The 14,647-nt window shown below is 48.4% G+C and carries 13 protein-coding genes; 11 read left to right on the top strand and 2 right to left on the bottom strand.

Annotated elements, in window-relative coordinates:
- Nucleotide 1: 1 nt before the first annotated feature.
- On the bottom strand, nucleotides 2-1,627 hold the full coding sequence (gene nadB / locus QWY82_RS13395) for an L-aspartate oxidase (protein ID WP_290263183.1): 1,626 nt from the start codon (nucleotides 1,625-1,627) through the stop codon (nucleotides 2-4).
- A gap of 233 nt (nucleotides 1,628-1,860) precedes the next feature.
- Here nadB and rpoE point away from each other — a divergent pair, with 233 nt between their 5' ends.
- The 11 genes from rpoE (at nucleotide 1,861) to recO (ending at nucleotide 11,809) form a co-directional block, all read left to right on the top strand.
- Nucleotides 1,861-2,448 (top strand): RNA polymerase sigma factor RpoE, encoded by a 588-nt coding sequence (rpoE, locus tag QWY82_RS13400; protein ID WP_290263185.1) that lies wholly within the window; start codon nucleotides 1,861-1,863, stop codon nucleotides 2,446-2,448.
- Between the two features lie 161 nt (nucleotides 2,449-2,609).
- Entirely contained in the window at nucleotides 2,610-3,314 is a 705-nt protein-coding gene (locus QWY82_RS13405) for a sigma-E factor negative regulatory protein (protein ID WP_290263188.1), read from the top strand.
- 31 nt (nucleotides 3,315-3,345) lie between these two features.
- Nucleotides 3,346-4,293 carry a MucB/RseB C-terminal domain-containing protein gene (locus QWY82_RS13410; RefSeq protein WP_290263191.1) on the top strand — a complete coding sequence of 316 codons (948 nt, stop codon included), beginning with the start codon at nucleotides 3,346-3,348 and terminating at the stop codon, nucleotides 4,291-4,293.
- Complete coding sequence (locus tag QWY82_RS13415) at nucleotides 4,294-4,761, top strand: SoxR reducing system RseC family protein (protein ID WP_290263193.1); 468 nt, start codon at nucleotides 4,294-4,296, stop codon at nucleotides 4,759-4,761. It abuts the gene before it with no gap.
- Nucleotides 4,762-4,809: 48 nt separating this feature from the next.
- Nucleotides 4,810-6,186 carry a DegQ family serine endoprotease gene (locus tag QWY82_RS13420; RefSeq protein ID WP_290263194.1) on the top strand — a complete coding sequence of 459 codons (1,377 nt, stop codon included), beginning with the start codon at nucleotides 4,810-4,812 and terminating at the stop codon, nucleotides 6,184-6,186.
- Nucleotides 6,187-6,353: 167 nt separating this feature from the next.
- Nucleotides 6,354-8,153, top strand: a complete 1,800-nt coding sequence (lepA, locus tag QWY82_RS13425) for a translation elongation factor 4 (RefSeq protein ID WP_290263198.1) — start codon at nucleotides 6,354-6,356, stop codon at nucleotides 8,151-8,153.
- Nucleotides 8,154-8,186: 33 nt separating this feature from the next.
- Nucleotides 8,187-9,026: a signal peptidase I gene (gene lepB / locus QWY82_RS13430; RefSeq protein WP_290263200.1), complete on the top strand. Its 840-nt coding sequence runs from the start codon at nucleotides 8,187-8,189 to the stop codon at nucleotides 9,024-9,026.
- 33 nt (nucleotides 9,027-9,059) lie between these two features.
- Nucleotides 9,060-9,482 carry a DUF4845 domain-containing protein gene (locus QWY82_RS13435; protein ID WP_290263201.1) on the top strand — a complete coding sequence of 141 codons (423 nt, stop codon included), beginning with the start codon at nucleotides 9,060-9,062 and terminating at the stop codon, nucleotides 9,480-9,482.
- A 35-nt stretch (nucleotides 9,483-9,517) separates the two neighbouring features.
- Nucleotides 9,518-10,162, top strand: a complete 645-nt coding sequence (rnc, locus tag QWY82_RS13440) for a ribonuclease III (RefSeq protein ID WP_353958708.1) — start codon at nucleotides 9,518-9,520, stop codon at nucleotides 10,160-10,162.
- Between the two features lie 19 nt (nucleotides 10,163-10,181).
- Entirely contained in the window at nucleotides 10,182-11,096 is a 915-nt protein-coding gene (era, locus tag QWY82_RS13445) for a GTPase Era (protein ID WP_290263205.1), read from the top strand.
- Nucleotides 11,097-11,098: 2 nt separating this feature from the next.
- Nucleotides 11,099-11,809 carry a DNA repair protein RecO gene (gene recO / locus QWY82_RS13450; protein ID WP_290263207.1) on the top strand — a complete coding sequence of 237 codons (711 nt, stop codon included), beginning with the start codon at nucleotides 11,099-11,101 and terminating at the stop codon, nucleotides 11,807-11,809.
- On the opposite strand, the gene QWY82_RS13455 is transcribed toward recO, so the two are convergent.
- A complete protein-coding gene (locus QWY82_RS13455; RefSeq protein WP_290263208.1) occupies nucleotides 11,798-14,629 on the bottom strand; it encodes a response regulator in 2,832 nt (943 codons plus the stop codon). The genes recO and QWY82_RS13455 overlap by 12 nt on opposite strands.
- Nucleotides 14,630-14,647 lie beyond the last annotated feature (18 nt).

Raw genomic sequence — 14,647 nt, forward strand, 5'->3', positions numbered from 1 at the left:
TTTATTGGTCGCCAGAGACGAATATGTCTTGTGCGGCGAAGTTGGTTGGCACCAAAATTGTGTCCCGCGCTATGTGCGCGGTTTCTGGGTGGTCTAAGGAAAAATGTAGGCCGCGACTCTCTTTGCGCTCCATCGCCGAGCGAATAATCAGCTCAGCCACCATGGCAAGATTGCGCAGTTCAATCAGGTCGCCGCGCACTTTGTAGTTGCTGTAATAGTCGGCAATTTCGCGCTTGAGTAATTTTATTCTATGAGTGGCGCGCTCTAACCGTTTCTGGGTTCTCACAATGCCAACGTAATCCCACATGAAGCGGCGCAGCTCATCCCAGTTGTGAGAAATGACAACATCTTCATCAGAATCCGTTACTCGGGATTCATCCCAGGCGGGTGCGGGATTGCCGAAGGGGATAGTTGTCAATTTTGCTTCGATATCCATCGCTGCGGATTGGGCGTAGACGATGCACTCAAGTAGGGAGTTTGAGGCCATGCGATTGGCGCCATGCAGCCCGGTAAACGACGTTTCGCCGATGGCATAGAGGTTCATCAGGTCTGTTTGGCCATTGGCATCAACCACAATGCCACCGCAGGTGTAATGCGCCGCCGGCACCACGGGAATAGGCTCTTTGGTGATATCGATACCAAATTCAAGGCAGCGTGCTTTCACCGTGGGAAAGTGCTCGCTAATGAAAGCGGCTGGCTTGTGGCTGATATCTAAATACAGGCAGTCGGCGCCGAGGCGCTTCATTTCATGGTCGATGGCGCGGGCGACAATGTCTCTGGGCGCCAGCTCTTCGCGTTGATCGAACAGGTGCATAAAGCGCTGGCCGTTAGGCAGTTTCAAATGTGCACCTTCACCGCGCAACGCCTCCGTAATCAGGAAGGACTTTGCCTTGGGGTGAAAAAGGCAGGTGGGATGGAATTGGTTGAACTCCATGTTGCCAACTCTACAGCCGGCGCGCCAAGCCATGGCAATACCGTCGCCTGAGGCGCCATCTGGGTTCGAGGTATACAGGTAAACTTTACTGGCGCCGCCGGTGGCAAGTACCACGGCTTTGGCGTGGAAGGCATGTACGTGGTCATCGCCGTGGTTATAGACATAGGCGCCAGTGCAGCGCAGCTTGCGCGAACTGGGGTCGGGTTGGGAAATCAGGTCTAGGGCAATGAATTTTTCCAGCAGGGTAATATTGCCATGTTCCCTAACCCGCTCGATTAGGCTGCTGAGTACGGCCCGTCCGGTGGCGTCGGCGGAGTGGATAATGCGTCTATGGCTGTGGCCACCTTCCTGCGTTAGGTGGTAGTTATCGGCGCTAGGGTCTTTGGTGAAATCCACACCTTGGTGAATGAGCCAGTCAATGGCTGCCTTACTTCTTTCCACGGTAAAGCGCACGGCATCTGGATGACACAGGCCGCCGCCGGCCGCCAAGGTGTCGGTAACGTGAGCATCAATGCTGTCTTGATCGTCTAATACGGCCGCTATGCCTCCTTGTGCAAACCAGGTCGAGCCCTCGTGCAGTTGGCCTTTGCTAAGAACGGCAACTTTTGCCTGGTCGGCCAAATGCAAAGCGAGGGACAGGCCGGCGGCACCACTGCCAATTACCAAGACGTCGTATTGATGCTGTGTTGTCATAGTCAATTGTGAATAAAATAAGGAATAGGTATGAATTATAGCGAAAGGTGGGGCGAGGCCGGTAGCGTTGATCACTTGTTTTCACCTTGAAATTTGTCCAGAATCCCCAACATTACAAAGACTTACTGTTAAATATGCAGGTTAAGTCTTAAAGTTGTTGATTTCGTACCTCAAGGTTGGCCCCAGCATTAGCTGATGAGGGCGGCGCTTAATGTGGTTTTAGGGAGCAAACTATGGCGCCGGCGCCAAACACCGATCAGATGCTTGTCGAGCGAGTTCAGAAGGGCGATAAGCGCGCTTTTGATCTGCTTGTTATCAAGTATCAACATAAAGTTGCGTCCATTGTTTCTCGCTATATTCGAGACAGTTTTGAGGTTAATGATGTAGTGCAAGAGTCCTTTATTAAGGCCTACCGTGCTATTCCCAATTTTCGCGGCGATAGCGCCTTTTATACGTGGCTGTTTCGAATCGCGGTGAATACGGCGAAGAATTATTTAGTCGCCCGCTCTAGGCGGCCACCGGCGCAGGGTGTTGACGCCGAGGATGCGGAGTTTTTGGCCGCCGACTACATGCAAGACGTAGACACCCCCGAGGGCTTACACTTCAAAGATGAGTTAGAGGCCTTGGTTGCTAAAACCATTGAAGGCCTGCCTGAGGATTTGCGCTCGGCCGTTATGCTGCGCGAGATCGATGGCAAGAGCTACGAGGAGATCGCCGAGATCATGGCCTGCCCTGTGGGCACGGTGCGGTCGCGTATTTTTAGGGCGCGGGAAGCGTTGGATGCTCAGATAAAGGCGTATATGGAGCCCAACTCCGCTTAACCGTCGCTTAACAAACTTTACTCTTTTTAATTATTTTAACGATTTAGGGAACTTCACTCCCACAATAGAGTCATATTCCTGTCGCAAACAACACAAGCGGCATTAAAATCGTATTCACGGGTCATTTTGGCTGATAGTTTGATCACACAGGTAGGGTAATAATGGTTGCTAAAACAGACGCGAAACTGCAAGAAAGCTTATCGGCGTTGATGGATAACGAGGCCTCAGAGCTTGAATTGCACCGTTTGTTAAAGGCTCTTGAGACCGACCCTAGCCTCGCAGCCAGCTGGTCCAACTATCATCATGCCGCTAGCGCCATCCGCGCTGAGGCTTCTCCTTATCCAGCTTTCGATATATCCGGCTCAATCAGTGCAGCCATCGCCGATGAGCCGGCCTATGGCCAAGGCAAAAAGAGTAGCGCTATTGGTCGCCTCTGGCATACAACTGGCCGTTTTGCGGTTGCTGCAAGTGTTGCTGGCGCGGTGGTCATTGGCGCCCAGCAATATGTAGACCTGCAGGATGGTTATAGCCAAATGGCCGATACCTCGAGCCTTGGCAGTGCTGCGGGCACCGTGCCTGAAGGTTTTCAAACGCCGGATCTGACCACGCGTGCCGTGAGTATTTCTGATGCGCCTGTGCTGGCTGGTCGCGGCGAGCGCACTGATGTTGTCTATGTGCCCTCGGTTGCCGAGCAGGAAATACAGAACAAAGCCATCGAAGAGCATCTGAACCAATTGATGCTTGAACATGCGGAAAATGCCACGCAAAATAGCGCACAAGGCCTGCTTCCGTATGCGCGTATTGCTCCCAGTGTCAGCTTGGAACGCAATGCCCCCGAAAATCCAGAGCCTTTACCTGCCGAATGACGGTACACCCTCAATAAATTAAGGCCGCACTATGATCGTTCGCTTTCGCAAGGCTAGTTTGCTTGCTGATTTCATCGTCTTGGTGTCCTTGTGTTTAGCTCCTGTTTCTGTTTTTGCCGATGCTTCTATTGATGGCCGCGAAGTATTGGCGCGTCAATCTATAGCTATGGCCCAAGCGTCTTATTCGGGGCTGCTGACCTACGAACACGGTACGCATCTCTCCACCATCGAAATCAACCATCAGGTTATACAAGGTGTCGAGCACGAATCCTTAATTCATTTAAGCGGCGATGCTCGAGAGATTAGACGCAACACAGATCATAATCACTGCCCATTTCCGGGCGAGCAGTTGATGCGAGGTTCTGTGCCTCAGGGCGTTCAGGTTACCCAAGATATCGATGACTTTTACCATATTTCTATTTTAGGTTTCGAGCGCATTGCCGGGCGACAGAGCATTGTGGTTCAAGTTATGCCGCGCGATCAGCATCGTTATGGTTATATTGTTAGCGTCGATAAAGACAGTTATTTGGCCTTAAAAACATTGTTAATCGGCCCGGGCGCCAAGGTGATCGAGCGCTTCCAGTTCTCTAAAATTGTTATCGACGCCGCGCCATCCCTAGCGACACAAAATAGCGCAGGTGAGGATGGGGTAGAGGGCTGTGATCTCGTTGCTGCCGAGTCTACAGCTCTGCAGTGGATTGCCCAGTGGTTGCCGCCAGGTTTTGTTTTTGCGGGTGAGAAACGTTTGTCAGAGCAGCGTTTAATGTTGAAATATACTGATGGCTTGTCGGCTTTTTCAATTTTTATTGATCGCCTCGACGCGCCGTCGATCGTTGAAGGGCGAGCTCAGCGCGGTGCAACGGTAGCCTACTTGGGGCGGCTTGAGAGTTCGCGCGGCAACTATCGAGTTACCGCGGTAGGTGAAGTGCCCGCACCCACCTTGGAGCGCGTGGCTATGAGCCTACGCGAGAAAATCTAGATGTTAGTTTCTTCAGTAGATATGGTAATCGAGCAGGCTACCGTGCTCGCGGTTGGCGCCAATACGGTGTTGCTCGAAACGATCAACCGAAGTGCCTGCGCTCAATGTGCCGCTAAATCATCCTGCGGCCAAAGCACCTTGGCCGGCTGGATGGAAACGTCGAACCAGCTCACCATAGCTTTGCCTGATAAGCATTTGCAGCCGGGCGATCTCATCGAAATTTCCTTAGAAAGTAATTTGTTGGCCAAGGCGGCTCTTGTTGTGTATTTGTTGCCTTTGCTTCTGCTTTTATTGGGCAGTGTTCTCGCGCATCAAGTGTCGGCTACCGACGCGTCTGCTTTCGCGGGCGCGGTGGTAGGTTTGGCTAGCGGCTTATTAGCGGTATCTCTGTTAACAAAAGTTTGGTCTAAACAGCTTGTCTTGACGCCGGTTTTTCATCAGTTAATAAAAGCAAATTCGTTGAACTAACTGTTAACTTAAAAACCTAAGTGCTACAAATAAAGGAGTTCGATTACGATGGGTTTTAAACGTTATTTTTTAACAGCGTTTGTGATACTAAGTCTGTCCAATATTGCAGCAGCTCGCAGCTTGCCAGAGTTTACCGAGTTAATTGAGGATGCATCACCTGCTGTTGTAAAAATCAACACAGTTGAGCACGCCAAGCGTAATTCTGCCCGCCAAAACTACCCGCAGGATGTTCCAGATATTTTTCGGCACTTATTCGAGCCTCGCGCACAGCAGGAGCAGCGATCAATGGGTTCGGGCTTTGTTGTCTCCTCGGATGGATATATTCTGACCAATAACCACGTGGTGGAAAGTGCAGACGAAATTTCAGTGCGCCTCAGCGATCACCGCGAGTACTCCGCCGAAATAGTGGGAACCGATCCGCGTTCAGATTTAGCGCTGCTCAAAGTGGAAGCTAAAGGTTTGCCAATGTTGGAGTTTGCCGACTCGGAAAAACTGAAGGTTGGTGAATGGGTGCTGGCTATCGGCTCGCCCTTTGGCTTGGACTTTACCGCCAGTGCCGGCATCGTGAGTGCTATTGGTCGTAGTATTCCCACAGAAAGAAACGAAAATTACGTTCCCTTTATCCAAACCGACGTAGCGATCAACCCCGGTAATTCTGGCGGCCCTTTGTTTAATATGGATGGCAAAGTTGTTGGTATCAATAGTCAGATATATACCCGTAGCGGCGGCTCAATTGGTTTGTCGTTTGCAATTCCAAGTAACGTTGCGGTCGATGTTATTGAACAGTTGAAAGATAAAGGTCGCGTGGACCGCGGTTGGTTGGGTGTTGCTATTCAGGAAGTGGATAGGGATCTCGCTAAGTCATTTGGGTTGAGTAAGCCGACCGGCGCCCTGATTCAGCAGATCGAGCCGGGTAGCCCTGCTGATAAGTCGGGCCTGCTTGTGGGTGATGTGATACTGAGCTTTGGCGGTAAAACAATTGCTAAGAGTGGCGATCTGCCTCATGTGGTAGGCAGTATTGCGCCTGGGAAAACCGTTGCGGTTGAATTGATGAGGTCAGGTAAGAAGCTCAAAACCAGCGTCGAGGTGGGTCAGCTTAACCCTGGGCCCGAGGCTGAACTAGCGGGCGATAAGGGTGTGAAGGGCGACCGCTTGGGCCTTCTGGTGGAGGAGCTCGATGTTCGACAAAAGCAAGCATGGCGTTTAGCAGGCGGCGTTGTGGTAACCCAGGTGGTGCCGGACTCGCCAGCCGCCAAAGCTGGTATTCGAGCAGGCGATGTCATTGCCCAACTTGGATTTGATGTCGTGACCGATCTGGCGACCTATCAGGCGCTGCAATCTAAACTTCCGGCCAACACCTTATTGCCCATAAGGTTCTTCCGCGAGGGGCGGCCTGCGTACAGATCCTTCACCATCGTGGAATAAGGCTTCGTAGCCTAAACCTTTGGAATGCGGTAAACTTCCCGCGCCGCAAGAGCCCTTCGGGGCTCTTTGTGTTTTGGGTGTCACCGGGTTCTGCTTGTCTGCATCATAGTAGGCTTGGGCTCAGTGCTCCCGCATTCATTCATGAATTCAGCAGTAGAAGCGCAAACGTGTCAGACTTAAGTCATATCCGAAATTTCTCGATCATTGCTCATATCGACCATGGTAAATCAACCATCGCCGACCGTTTTATTCAGCTTTGCGGTGGCCTATCCGATCGCGAAATGGCCGCGCAAGTATTAGACTCAATGGATATCGAGCGCGAGCGCGGTATTACAATTAAGGCGCAAAGCGTTACGCTCTATTACACGGCCCGGGATGGTAAAACCTATCAGCTGAACTTCATCGATACACCAGGTCACGTGGATTTTTCCTACGAAGTATCCCGCTCATTGGCGGCCTGTGAAGGCGCCCTGTTGGTCGTCGATGCTGGTCAAGGGGTTGAGGCTCAATCAGTTGCCAATTGTTATACCGCGCTTGAACAGGGGCTCGAAGTTATCCCCGTACTTAATAAGATGGATTTACCCCAAGCAGAACCCGAGCGGGTAGCGGATGAAATTGAAAATATTATCGGCATTGACGCGGTAGACGCGGTTCGTTGTAGTGCCAAATCGGGTATGGGTATAGAAGATGTACTCGAAGAATTGGTCAGGCTTGTCCCGGCCCCAGTAGGTGACGTGAATGCGCCTCTGCAAGCACTGATTATAGATTCATGGTTTGATAATTATTTGGGTGTTGTATCGCTGGTAAGGGTGATGCAGGGTACGCTGAAAGCAAAAGATAAGATTATTACAAAATCTATTGGCAAAGCCCACGTAGTAGATAAGGTTGGTGTGTTTACGCCCAAGCTAACAGAAACCAAAGATTTGAAGGCTGGGGAAGTAGGCTTCTTCGTTGCAGGCATTAAAGAAATTTTAGGTGCCCCTGTCGGTGATACCATCACTCACTACGCGACCGCCGATACGCCTTCGCTACCTGGCTTTAAAAAAGTTAAGCCGCAGGTATATGCCGGTTTGTTTCCTGTCTCTTCTGATGACTTTGAAGGCTTCCGCGAAGCGTTGGCGAAACTCACTTTAAACGATGCTTCGCTTTTTTATGAGCCTGAAAGCTCTGACGCGCTTGGGTTTGGTTTTCGCTGTGGCTTCTTGGGCATGCTCCACATGGAGATTATTCAGGAGCGCTTGGAGCGTGAATACGACCTCGACCTGATTACCACCGCGCCGACAGTAATTTACGAAGTGGTAAAAACTGATGGTGAAATTATTTACGTAGACAACCCATCAAAGTTACCCGACCCGGGTTTAATTGATGAGATGCGTGAACCGATTGTAGAAGCTAATATTTTGGTGCCGCAGGAATACTTGGGTTCGGTGATTACCCTCTGCGTAGAAAAGCGCGGTATTCAACGGGATATTCAGTATACCGGCTCACAAGTGCAGGTTCGCTATGAATTACCGATGAATGAAGTGGTGCTCGACTTTTTCGATCGCTTAAAATCTGTAAGCCGTGGATTTGCGTCGCTGGATTACAGCTTTATTCGGTTTGAGCCCGCTAGGCTCGTTCGCCTTGATTTGTTGATCAATGGCGAGAAGGTTGACGCCTTGGCATTAATTATTCATAAGGATAATGCAGCCTATAAAGGGCGTGCCATTGCAGAAAAAATGAAGGAGCTTATTCCTCGGCAAATGTTTGATGTTGCGATCCAGGCGGCTATCGGAGGTTCTGTCGTTGCGAGAACTACGGTTAAGGCGCTGCGCAAAGATGTAACAGCCAAATGTTATGGCGGTGATGTTAGTCGAAAGAAAAAGCTCTTAGATAAGCAGAAAGCGGGCAAAAAACGAATGAAGCAGGTGGGTCGCGTTGAAATCCCACAGGAAGCTTTCTTGGCAGTTTTAAAGGTTGACGGCTAATCAGAATTTATTTTTATTTAAGGAATCGGCGTTTTGGATATTAATTTTCCGCTCATCTTGGTCTTGCTGGTTTTCTTTAGCGGTCTTGGTTGGCTTTATGATATCGCTTTTTTAGCTAAGGCGCGAAAGGCTAAAGTAGAAAATACGTTAAAAGAGCTCAGTGAAAAATCTTTAAAAGAAACTGATCAGGGCTATCAGTTAGCCTTGGAGGCGGCATCAAAGGAGCCGCTTGTTGTAGAGTACTCCAAGTCTTTTTTTCCTGTCTTAGCTTTTGTTCTCGTGCTGCGTAGTTTTCTAGTGGAGCCGTTTCAGATTCCCTCTGCTTCCATGGTGCCTACTTTGCAGGTAGGTGATTTTATTTTGGTTAATAAATTTGCCTACGGTATCCGGCTACCTGTAACCAATACCAAAATTATTGACGTTGGCGAGCCTCAGCGTGGCGATGTCATGGTGTTTTTCCCACCCCATAAGCCAGACACATATTTTATTAAGCGGGTGTTAGGTCTGCCGGGCGACAGCATTCGTTTGGAAAATGGAACTTTTACGATTAATGGAAGCCGGGTCCCTACTGAGCTTTTGGCGCAGCTGCCTGTGGGGCGGCCGCAGTTTCAAGTGCTTAAAGAAACCTTAGGTGAGGGGTCCCATGAGATACATCGCGCTCTAGTGCCTGGCAGCTTAAGTCAGCAGGGGCAGTGGGAAGTGCCTGCGGGCCATTATCTAATGGTGGGCGATAATCGTGACAATAGCTCAGACGGTAGAGACTGGGGCTTTGTTTCTGAGGATGCTATTGTCGGCCAGGCGTTTGCCATTTGGATGCATTGGGAGAAAATGTTAAGTCTGCCCAGCTTTCAGCGCCTAGGCTCAATACAATAAAACTACTTTCAATCGTTGTTGGAGCGCTACGTAATGAATCATCAAAAGGGTATGAGTTCCCTCAGTTTATTATTGGTTTTAGCTATTTCAGGCTTTTTTCTGCTTTGCGCATTTAAGTTGATTCCGGTTTATTCCGAGAATCAATACGTGGTTAGTGCTTTAGAGTCTTTGCGTGATAGAGATAAACCGGTGGATCAAATGACGCCATCGGAAATACATAGAAATTTACAAAATTTTTATACGGTAAACGGCGTTAGATCGCCTGGCGCCAGCAATATTGTCGTGGAGCGCGAGCGCAATCGCAGTATCATAACCATCTATTATGAGGTGAAGGTGCCGCTTTTTTACAACATTTCGGTGGTATTGGACTTCAAGAATTATATGGATAGCACTAAGCCTGAGGAGTGTTGTAAAGCGCCTGTGGATTATCGGCCTAAGGCTAAGAAGGACGATTAGTGTCTGAACTGCAAAGAAAAATGCTGCAGGATAGAATGGGCTACCACTTTGACGATGCGGCGCTTTTGAAGCAAGCATTAAGCCACCGCAGTATTGGTGCTTGCAACAACGAACGATTAGAGTTTTTGGGTGATAGCATTTTGAGTTTTGTTATCGCCGATGAGTTGTTTCGTTTATTTCCTGATGCTCGTGAAGGCGAGATGAGTCGATTGCGATCCCAGTTAGTCAAAGGCGATACTCTTGCCAGTATTGCTCAAGAACTCGACCTTGGTGGCTGTTTAATTTTAGGTGATGGCGAGAAAAAAAGTGGTGGCGCAGCCAGAGAATCAATTTTAGCAGACGCGGTAGAGGCGTTGTTGGGAGCCATCTATTTAGATGCTGGCTTGCCCGAGGCGCGAAAAGTCATTTTGACCTTATTGGCTAATCGCATCGGGCAATTAAGTTTGTCTGATACAAAAAAGGACAGTAAAAGTAAGCTGCAAGAGCTGCTGCAATCTAAAAAATTAGCGTTGCCCGAATATGAGGTCGCTAGTATCGAGGGTGAAGGACATGCCCAAACCTTTACTGTGACCTGTATTGTCCAAAACACTGCCTATAAGGCCTCGGCAACGGCAAGCAGTCGTAAAAAGGCTGAGAAGCTAGCAGCATCACAGATGTTACAGCATTTGAGCCACCAATAAACTTCATAAGAGTTAACCCATGCCTGATGATCAAAACCTCGAGCCAAATTCTCGCTGTGGTTATATAGCCCTCGTTGGTCGTCCAAATGTGGGTAAGTCTACGTTGCTGAATCATATGCTGGGTCAAAAAATTAGCATTACCTCACGCAAGCCACAAACGACCCGCAACAATGTTTTGGGCATTAAAACTGAAGCTGAAAATCAGCTAATTTTTGTCGATACCCCTGGGCTTCATTTAAACCAGTCGGGCGCTATTAATCGCTACATGAATCGCGCCGCTGGGTCGGCAATAAAGGATGTTGATGTCGTTGTATTTTTGGTCGATAAAACCCAATGGACTGAAGAGGATGAAGCGGTTGCGAAACGATTGGAGGGCGTAAAGGTGCCGCTGATTGTTGCGGTTAACAAGTGCGATCAACTCGAGGATAAGTCAGTTTTATTGCCGCACTTGGAAAAGCTCGCCAAGCGCTTGTCCGCACGGGAAATTGTGCCGATATCGGCCTTAAAGGGTATGCATCTAGACCGTTTAGAATCAATTTTAATAAAGCTAATACCTGCTGGTACACATCTCTTCCCGGAACACCAGATAACGGATAGAAGCTCACGTTTTTTGGCTGCAGAGATCATCAGGGAGAAAATTACCCGGCAGTTGGGCGCAGAATTACCCTACCAAATGGCTGTTGAGATTGAAGAGTTTCAGCAGGATAGAGGTATTTTACATATCAGTGCGGCGATTCTCGTGGAGCGCGATGGTCAGAAGCGCATTTTGATCGGTGATAAAGGCGATAAAATTAAATTAATCGGGCAGCAGGCTCGGCTCGATATTGAGTCGCTTTTTGAAACAAAGGTTATGCTTAAACTTTGGGTTAAAGTGAAATCAGGCTGGTCTGATGATGAGCGGGCGTTACGTAGTTTGGGATACGATGATCTCTGATCGTGGCGACATCCATTACTGATCAAGCTGTCTATATTCTTCATACTCGGCCTTACGGCGATACTAGTGTTATTGCCGATTGTTTTACTCGAGATTTTGGCCGCATCTCAGTCTATGCACGTGGTGTTAGGTCGAAGAAGAAATCTCAACTTAGAACGCTGGTAGATCCTTTTATCCCATCCCTCATTTCCGTTATTGGCAGTGGCAGCTTAAAAACCTTGACCTCACTTGAATCCATCGGCCCGGCACGCACGATAGCGGGCAGGGCGTTGTATTGTGGTTTTTATTTGAATGAGCTTTTAGTGCGATTACTGCCTGAGGGTGAGGCACAACCGGAAATTTTCAACTATTACAAAAATATATTGGAAGAGTTTTCTTGCTACCAAGAAGGTGATGGCGACGCTGGATTAGAGGTGTTGTTGCGGACTTTTGAGTGGCTGCTGGTTCAACAGGTGGGCGCGGCGTTTTCCTTGACGGAAACAGCAAGGGGGCAGCTGATTGATCCTCAGGGCTTTTACCGACTAGTACTAAGCCAAGGTCTTGTGTCTACCACTGATAGGGCTGGGGCTTTCTTGGGTAGCTCTATTCTTAAATTTGCTCAAGGTGATTTGACCGAGGCGGAAACAAGGAAGGATATTAAGTATTTTATGCGCGTTGTTTTGAGGCCGCTGGTTGGCTCAAGGCCACTTAAGAGTCAGGAGTTATTTCGTTGATAAGACTCCAGTTTGGGGCTCTTCTGTTTCGAATAAAACATCTAAGTCGTGTTCGCTAGCCCAAGCTTGCAAATTGTCGATTTCGCTGTCTAACTTTTCAACCTGTTCTTTGAGTGAACTGTAATCTTTGCATTGTAGTGATTTATCTAAATCATGCGCTGCTAGCCGCAGTGCTTCAACACCGCAATAACAGCAGCCACCGTGAAGCCGGTGAACTACAGCCTCTAGGGCGTCATACTCATTGTTCGAATAATGAAGTTTAACGTTGTCTTGATCAGTATTTAGGCCGATTAGCAGCATAGATAACATGTCTTTCGCTAGGTTGGGTTTGTTGTTCGCTAGAACTAACGACCTATTGATGTCGACAATTTTTGGCGCCTCTAATGTAAGGGTCGCTTCGGAGGGTGAAATCTCTGTTGAGTTTTCAACTTTAAGCCAGTTTTTCTGCAGGTTGCGGGCTTTTAACCAGCGATTAATAATGTGTGCTAATTGCGCCTCGCTCACGGGCTTGCTTAAATAATCATCCATGCCTGCGAGTAGTAATTGGGATTTTTGCTCCGCCATTGCATGTGCGGTGAGTGCGACAATAGGTGTGCGACGCTTGCCAGACTCTTTATTGCGTATGACTTTTGTTGCTTCGATGCCGTCCATGATGGGCATTTGAAGATCCATAAAAATAAGGTCAAATAGTTGCCGTTCAGCTAGCTCTATTGCTTGCTTACCGTCTGATGCAAGTGTGACATCCATACCAAGTCCGTTTAACAGTTCGCCGACCAATTGCAGGTTGGCGGGATTGTCGTCAACGGCGAGTATCTTGGGTCTAGTGTCGAAAGGTGTGATTTTTCTGCCGAGTTTGGTTTCCTCTTTTTCCGGCATCAGCTCGTTGCGCAGTAAGGAAAGTACTCTGGATTGGATTAGCGGTTTTTCAAGATAATCACATTGGATGTTTGTTAGGTTGTGCTCTATTGCGCGTCTTGCACTTGGCGTGGTCAAAAAAACGGTTTTGCAGCTGTAGTGCAGTAGTAGTTTGTCGACAAACTCCGCTAGGCTTTGCAAATCAAAGTTGCGTTCGAGTTGAGGTTCAATGTCATAGAATACAACCTCTAATGGCTGATTGAGCTGTGATTGGCTTTTAACGAGGGTTAGTATTTCTGGAATGCTGGTACCTGTAAACAAGATGCCGCTTTCCGATTTAATGATTTCGCGCATGTGATTCGCTAGCTGTTGGTTTGCGCTGAACATACCAAAGTGGCAATTGGCGAGAAGGTGGGTTGCCTCCTGTTGATAGGATTCCTGTTCGACACCGAAGCGGGCTGTAAACCAAAATAAGGCGCCGCCTTGACCGCTACTTTTCACCCCAATCTCACCGTTCATTCGGCGTATTAGGCCTTTAGAAACCGCTAGCCCCAAACCTGTGCCACCATGTTTTCTCGTGTTGCTAGTGTCGATTTGGCTAAAGGCCTGAAACAGCTTCTCGCGATCTTGCTCCGACACGCCCACGCCTGAATCTTGAACACTAATTTCGACTTCTACTTGAGTTTCTTCGGTGGTTTTTAGTATTGCATTGAGAATAACATTGCCGCCGCTGGAAAATTTTATGGCGTTACTCACGAGGTTGGTTAAAATTTGTTTCAGGCGTAAAGGGTCACCTAATAGATGAGACGGAAGATTTCGGTCGATATGTAAAATGAGCTGTATGTTCTTTTCATGGGCGGCGGGGGCCATTATTTGCATGGCATCTTCAATGACATGGCGCAAGTGCAGGGGAATGTAATCTAACTGTAGCCGTCCTGTTTCAATTTTCGAAAAATCGAGTACGTCGTTGATAATGGTTAGTAAGCCTTGCGAGGAGCTTTGAATGGTTCGCAGGTACTCGCGCTGTTGTTCGCTGACGGAGGTTTTTAATAGCAGACTGGTGAAGCCTATAATGCCATTTAATGGTGTTCGGATTTCGTGCGAGGTGTTGGCTAGAAAATCTGATTTTACTCGGCTTGCCTCAACTGCTTCCTTTCTCGCCAGATCCAGTTCGATATTTTGGATTTCAATGGTTTCCAGAGTTTCGCGCAAGTCTTCTATGGATTGATCGATATTTCGTTGAATGTCATCTTGTGTTTCTTTTAAACCAAGCGCCAATGCATTGAGGGCGTTGAATACATCATCGAACTCTGTGAGCTCGGTAGCTTCTATATGTAAATCGTGCTGTCCTTTTTTTAATTGTTTGATGCCTTTGAGAACCTGCTCTATGCCTTCACTTATTTGTCGACTATAGCCAATGACCAGATAAGCACTTAGGCAGGCGGCAATTAATCCGGCAAGCATGGCCAAGAGTAAGGTTTTATATTCAAGTAGAGTGAAATCATCAGTGGATATTTCGACGATGAGCCAACCGAAGGGCGCAAAGGCGTCGTGGTCGGCATGTATTGGTACAATATATAAGGTGCTGTCACCGAGTTCCTGATGGCTGGGGTCTAAGCCAAACTTCTCCGGGTTGATATTTGCTTCCGGCGAAAACCTTGGGCCGGAGTGAATGAGTGGCGATTTGTTTAAGTCGTAAACCCGAACGGCAATAATATCGCTATCGGTCACAGAGGTATGTACCACCGACTGAAGTAGCAGCCTATTGTGCATTGACTGGTAGGTGAGTTGCGCGAAGAGCCGGCTGAGGTGATAGCCGCGCTCTAGCGATATCTTAGATAGCTGCGTCAAGTAAAGCGCTGCGAGTAATGCCGTTAAAATGAGCGTTATTCCAGCGATAGGCAGTAGAGCAAGCTTGAGAGATCGACCTTTGATTGCGCTGTTGTGATTGAGGTTGTTGGGCATTTCACCATCCAATTTGGT

It is taken from the genome of Simiduia curdlanivorans (genome assembly GCF_030409605.1).
Classification (GTDB): Bacteria; Pseudomonadota; Gammaproteobacteria; order Pseudomonadales; family Cellvibrionaceae; genus Simiduia; species Simiduia curdlanivorans.

Coding starts and splice junctions, on each gene's coding strand:
- rpoE (WP_290263185.1), top strand. CDS start 1,861: ATGGCGCCGGCGCCAAACACCGATCAGATGCTTGTCGAGCGAGTTCAG.
- era (WP_290263205.1), top strand. CDS start 10,182: ATGCCTGATGATCAAAACCTCGAGCCAAATTCTCGCTGTGGTTATATA.
- QWY82_RS13410 (WP_290263191.1), top strand. CDS start 3,346: ATGATCGTTCGCTTTCGCAAGGCTAGTTTGCTTGCTGATTTCATCGTC.
- QWY82_RS13455 (WP_290263208.1), bottom strand. CDS start 14,629: ATGCCCAACAACCTCAATCACAACAGCGCAATCAAAGGTCGATCTCTC.
- QWY82_RS13415 (WP_290263193.1), top strand. CDS start 4,294: ATGTTAGTTTCTTCAGTAGATATGGTAATCGAGCAGGCTACCGTGCTC.
- QWY82_RS13420 (WP_290263194.1), top strand. CDS start 4,810: ATGGGTTTTAAACGTTATTTTTTAACAGCGTTTGTGATACTAAGTCTG.
- rnc (WP_353958708.1), top strand. CDS start 9,518: ATGGGCTACCACTTTGACGATGCGGCGCTTTTGAAGCAAGCATTAAGC.
- QWY82_RS13405 (WP_290263188.1), top strand. CDS start 2,610: ATGGTTGCTAAAACAGACGCGAAACTGCAAGAAAGCTTATCGGCGTTG.
- nadB (WP_290263183.1), bottom strand. CDS start 1,627: ATGACAACACAGCATCAATACGACGTCTTGGTAATTGGCAGTGGTGCC.
- QWY82_RS13435 (WP_290263201.1), top strand. CDS start 9,060: ATGAATCATCAAAAGGGTATGAGTTCCCTCAGTTTATTATTGGTTTTA.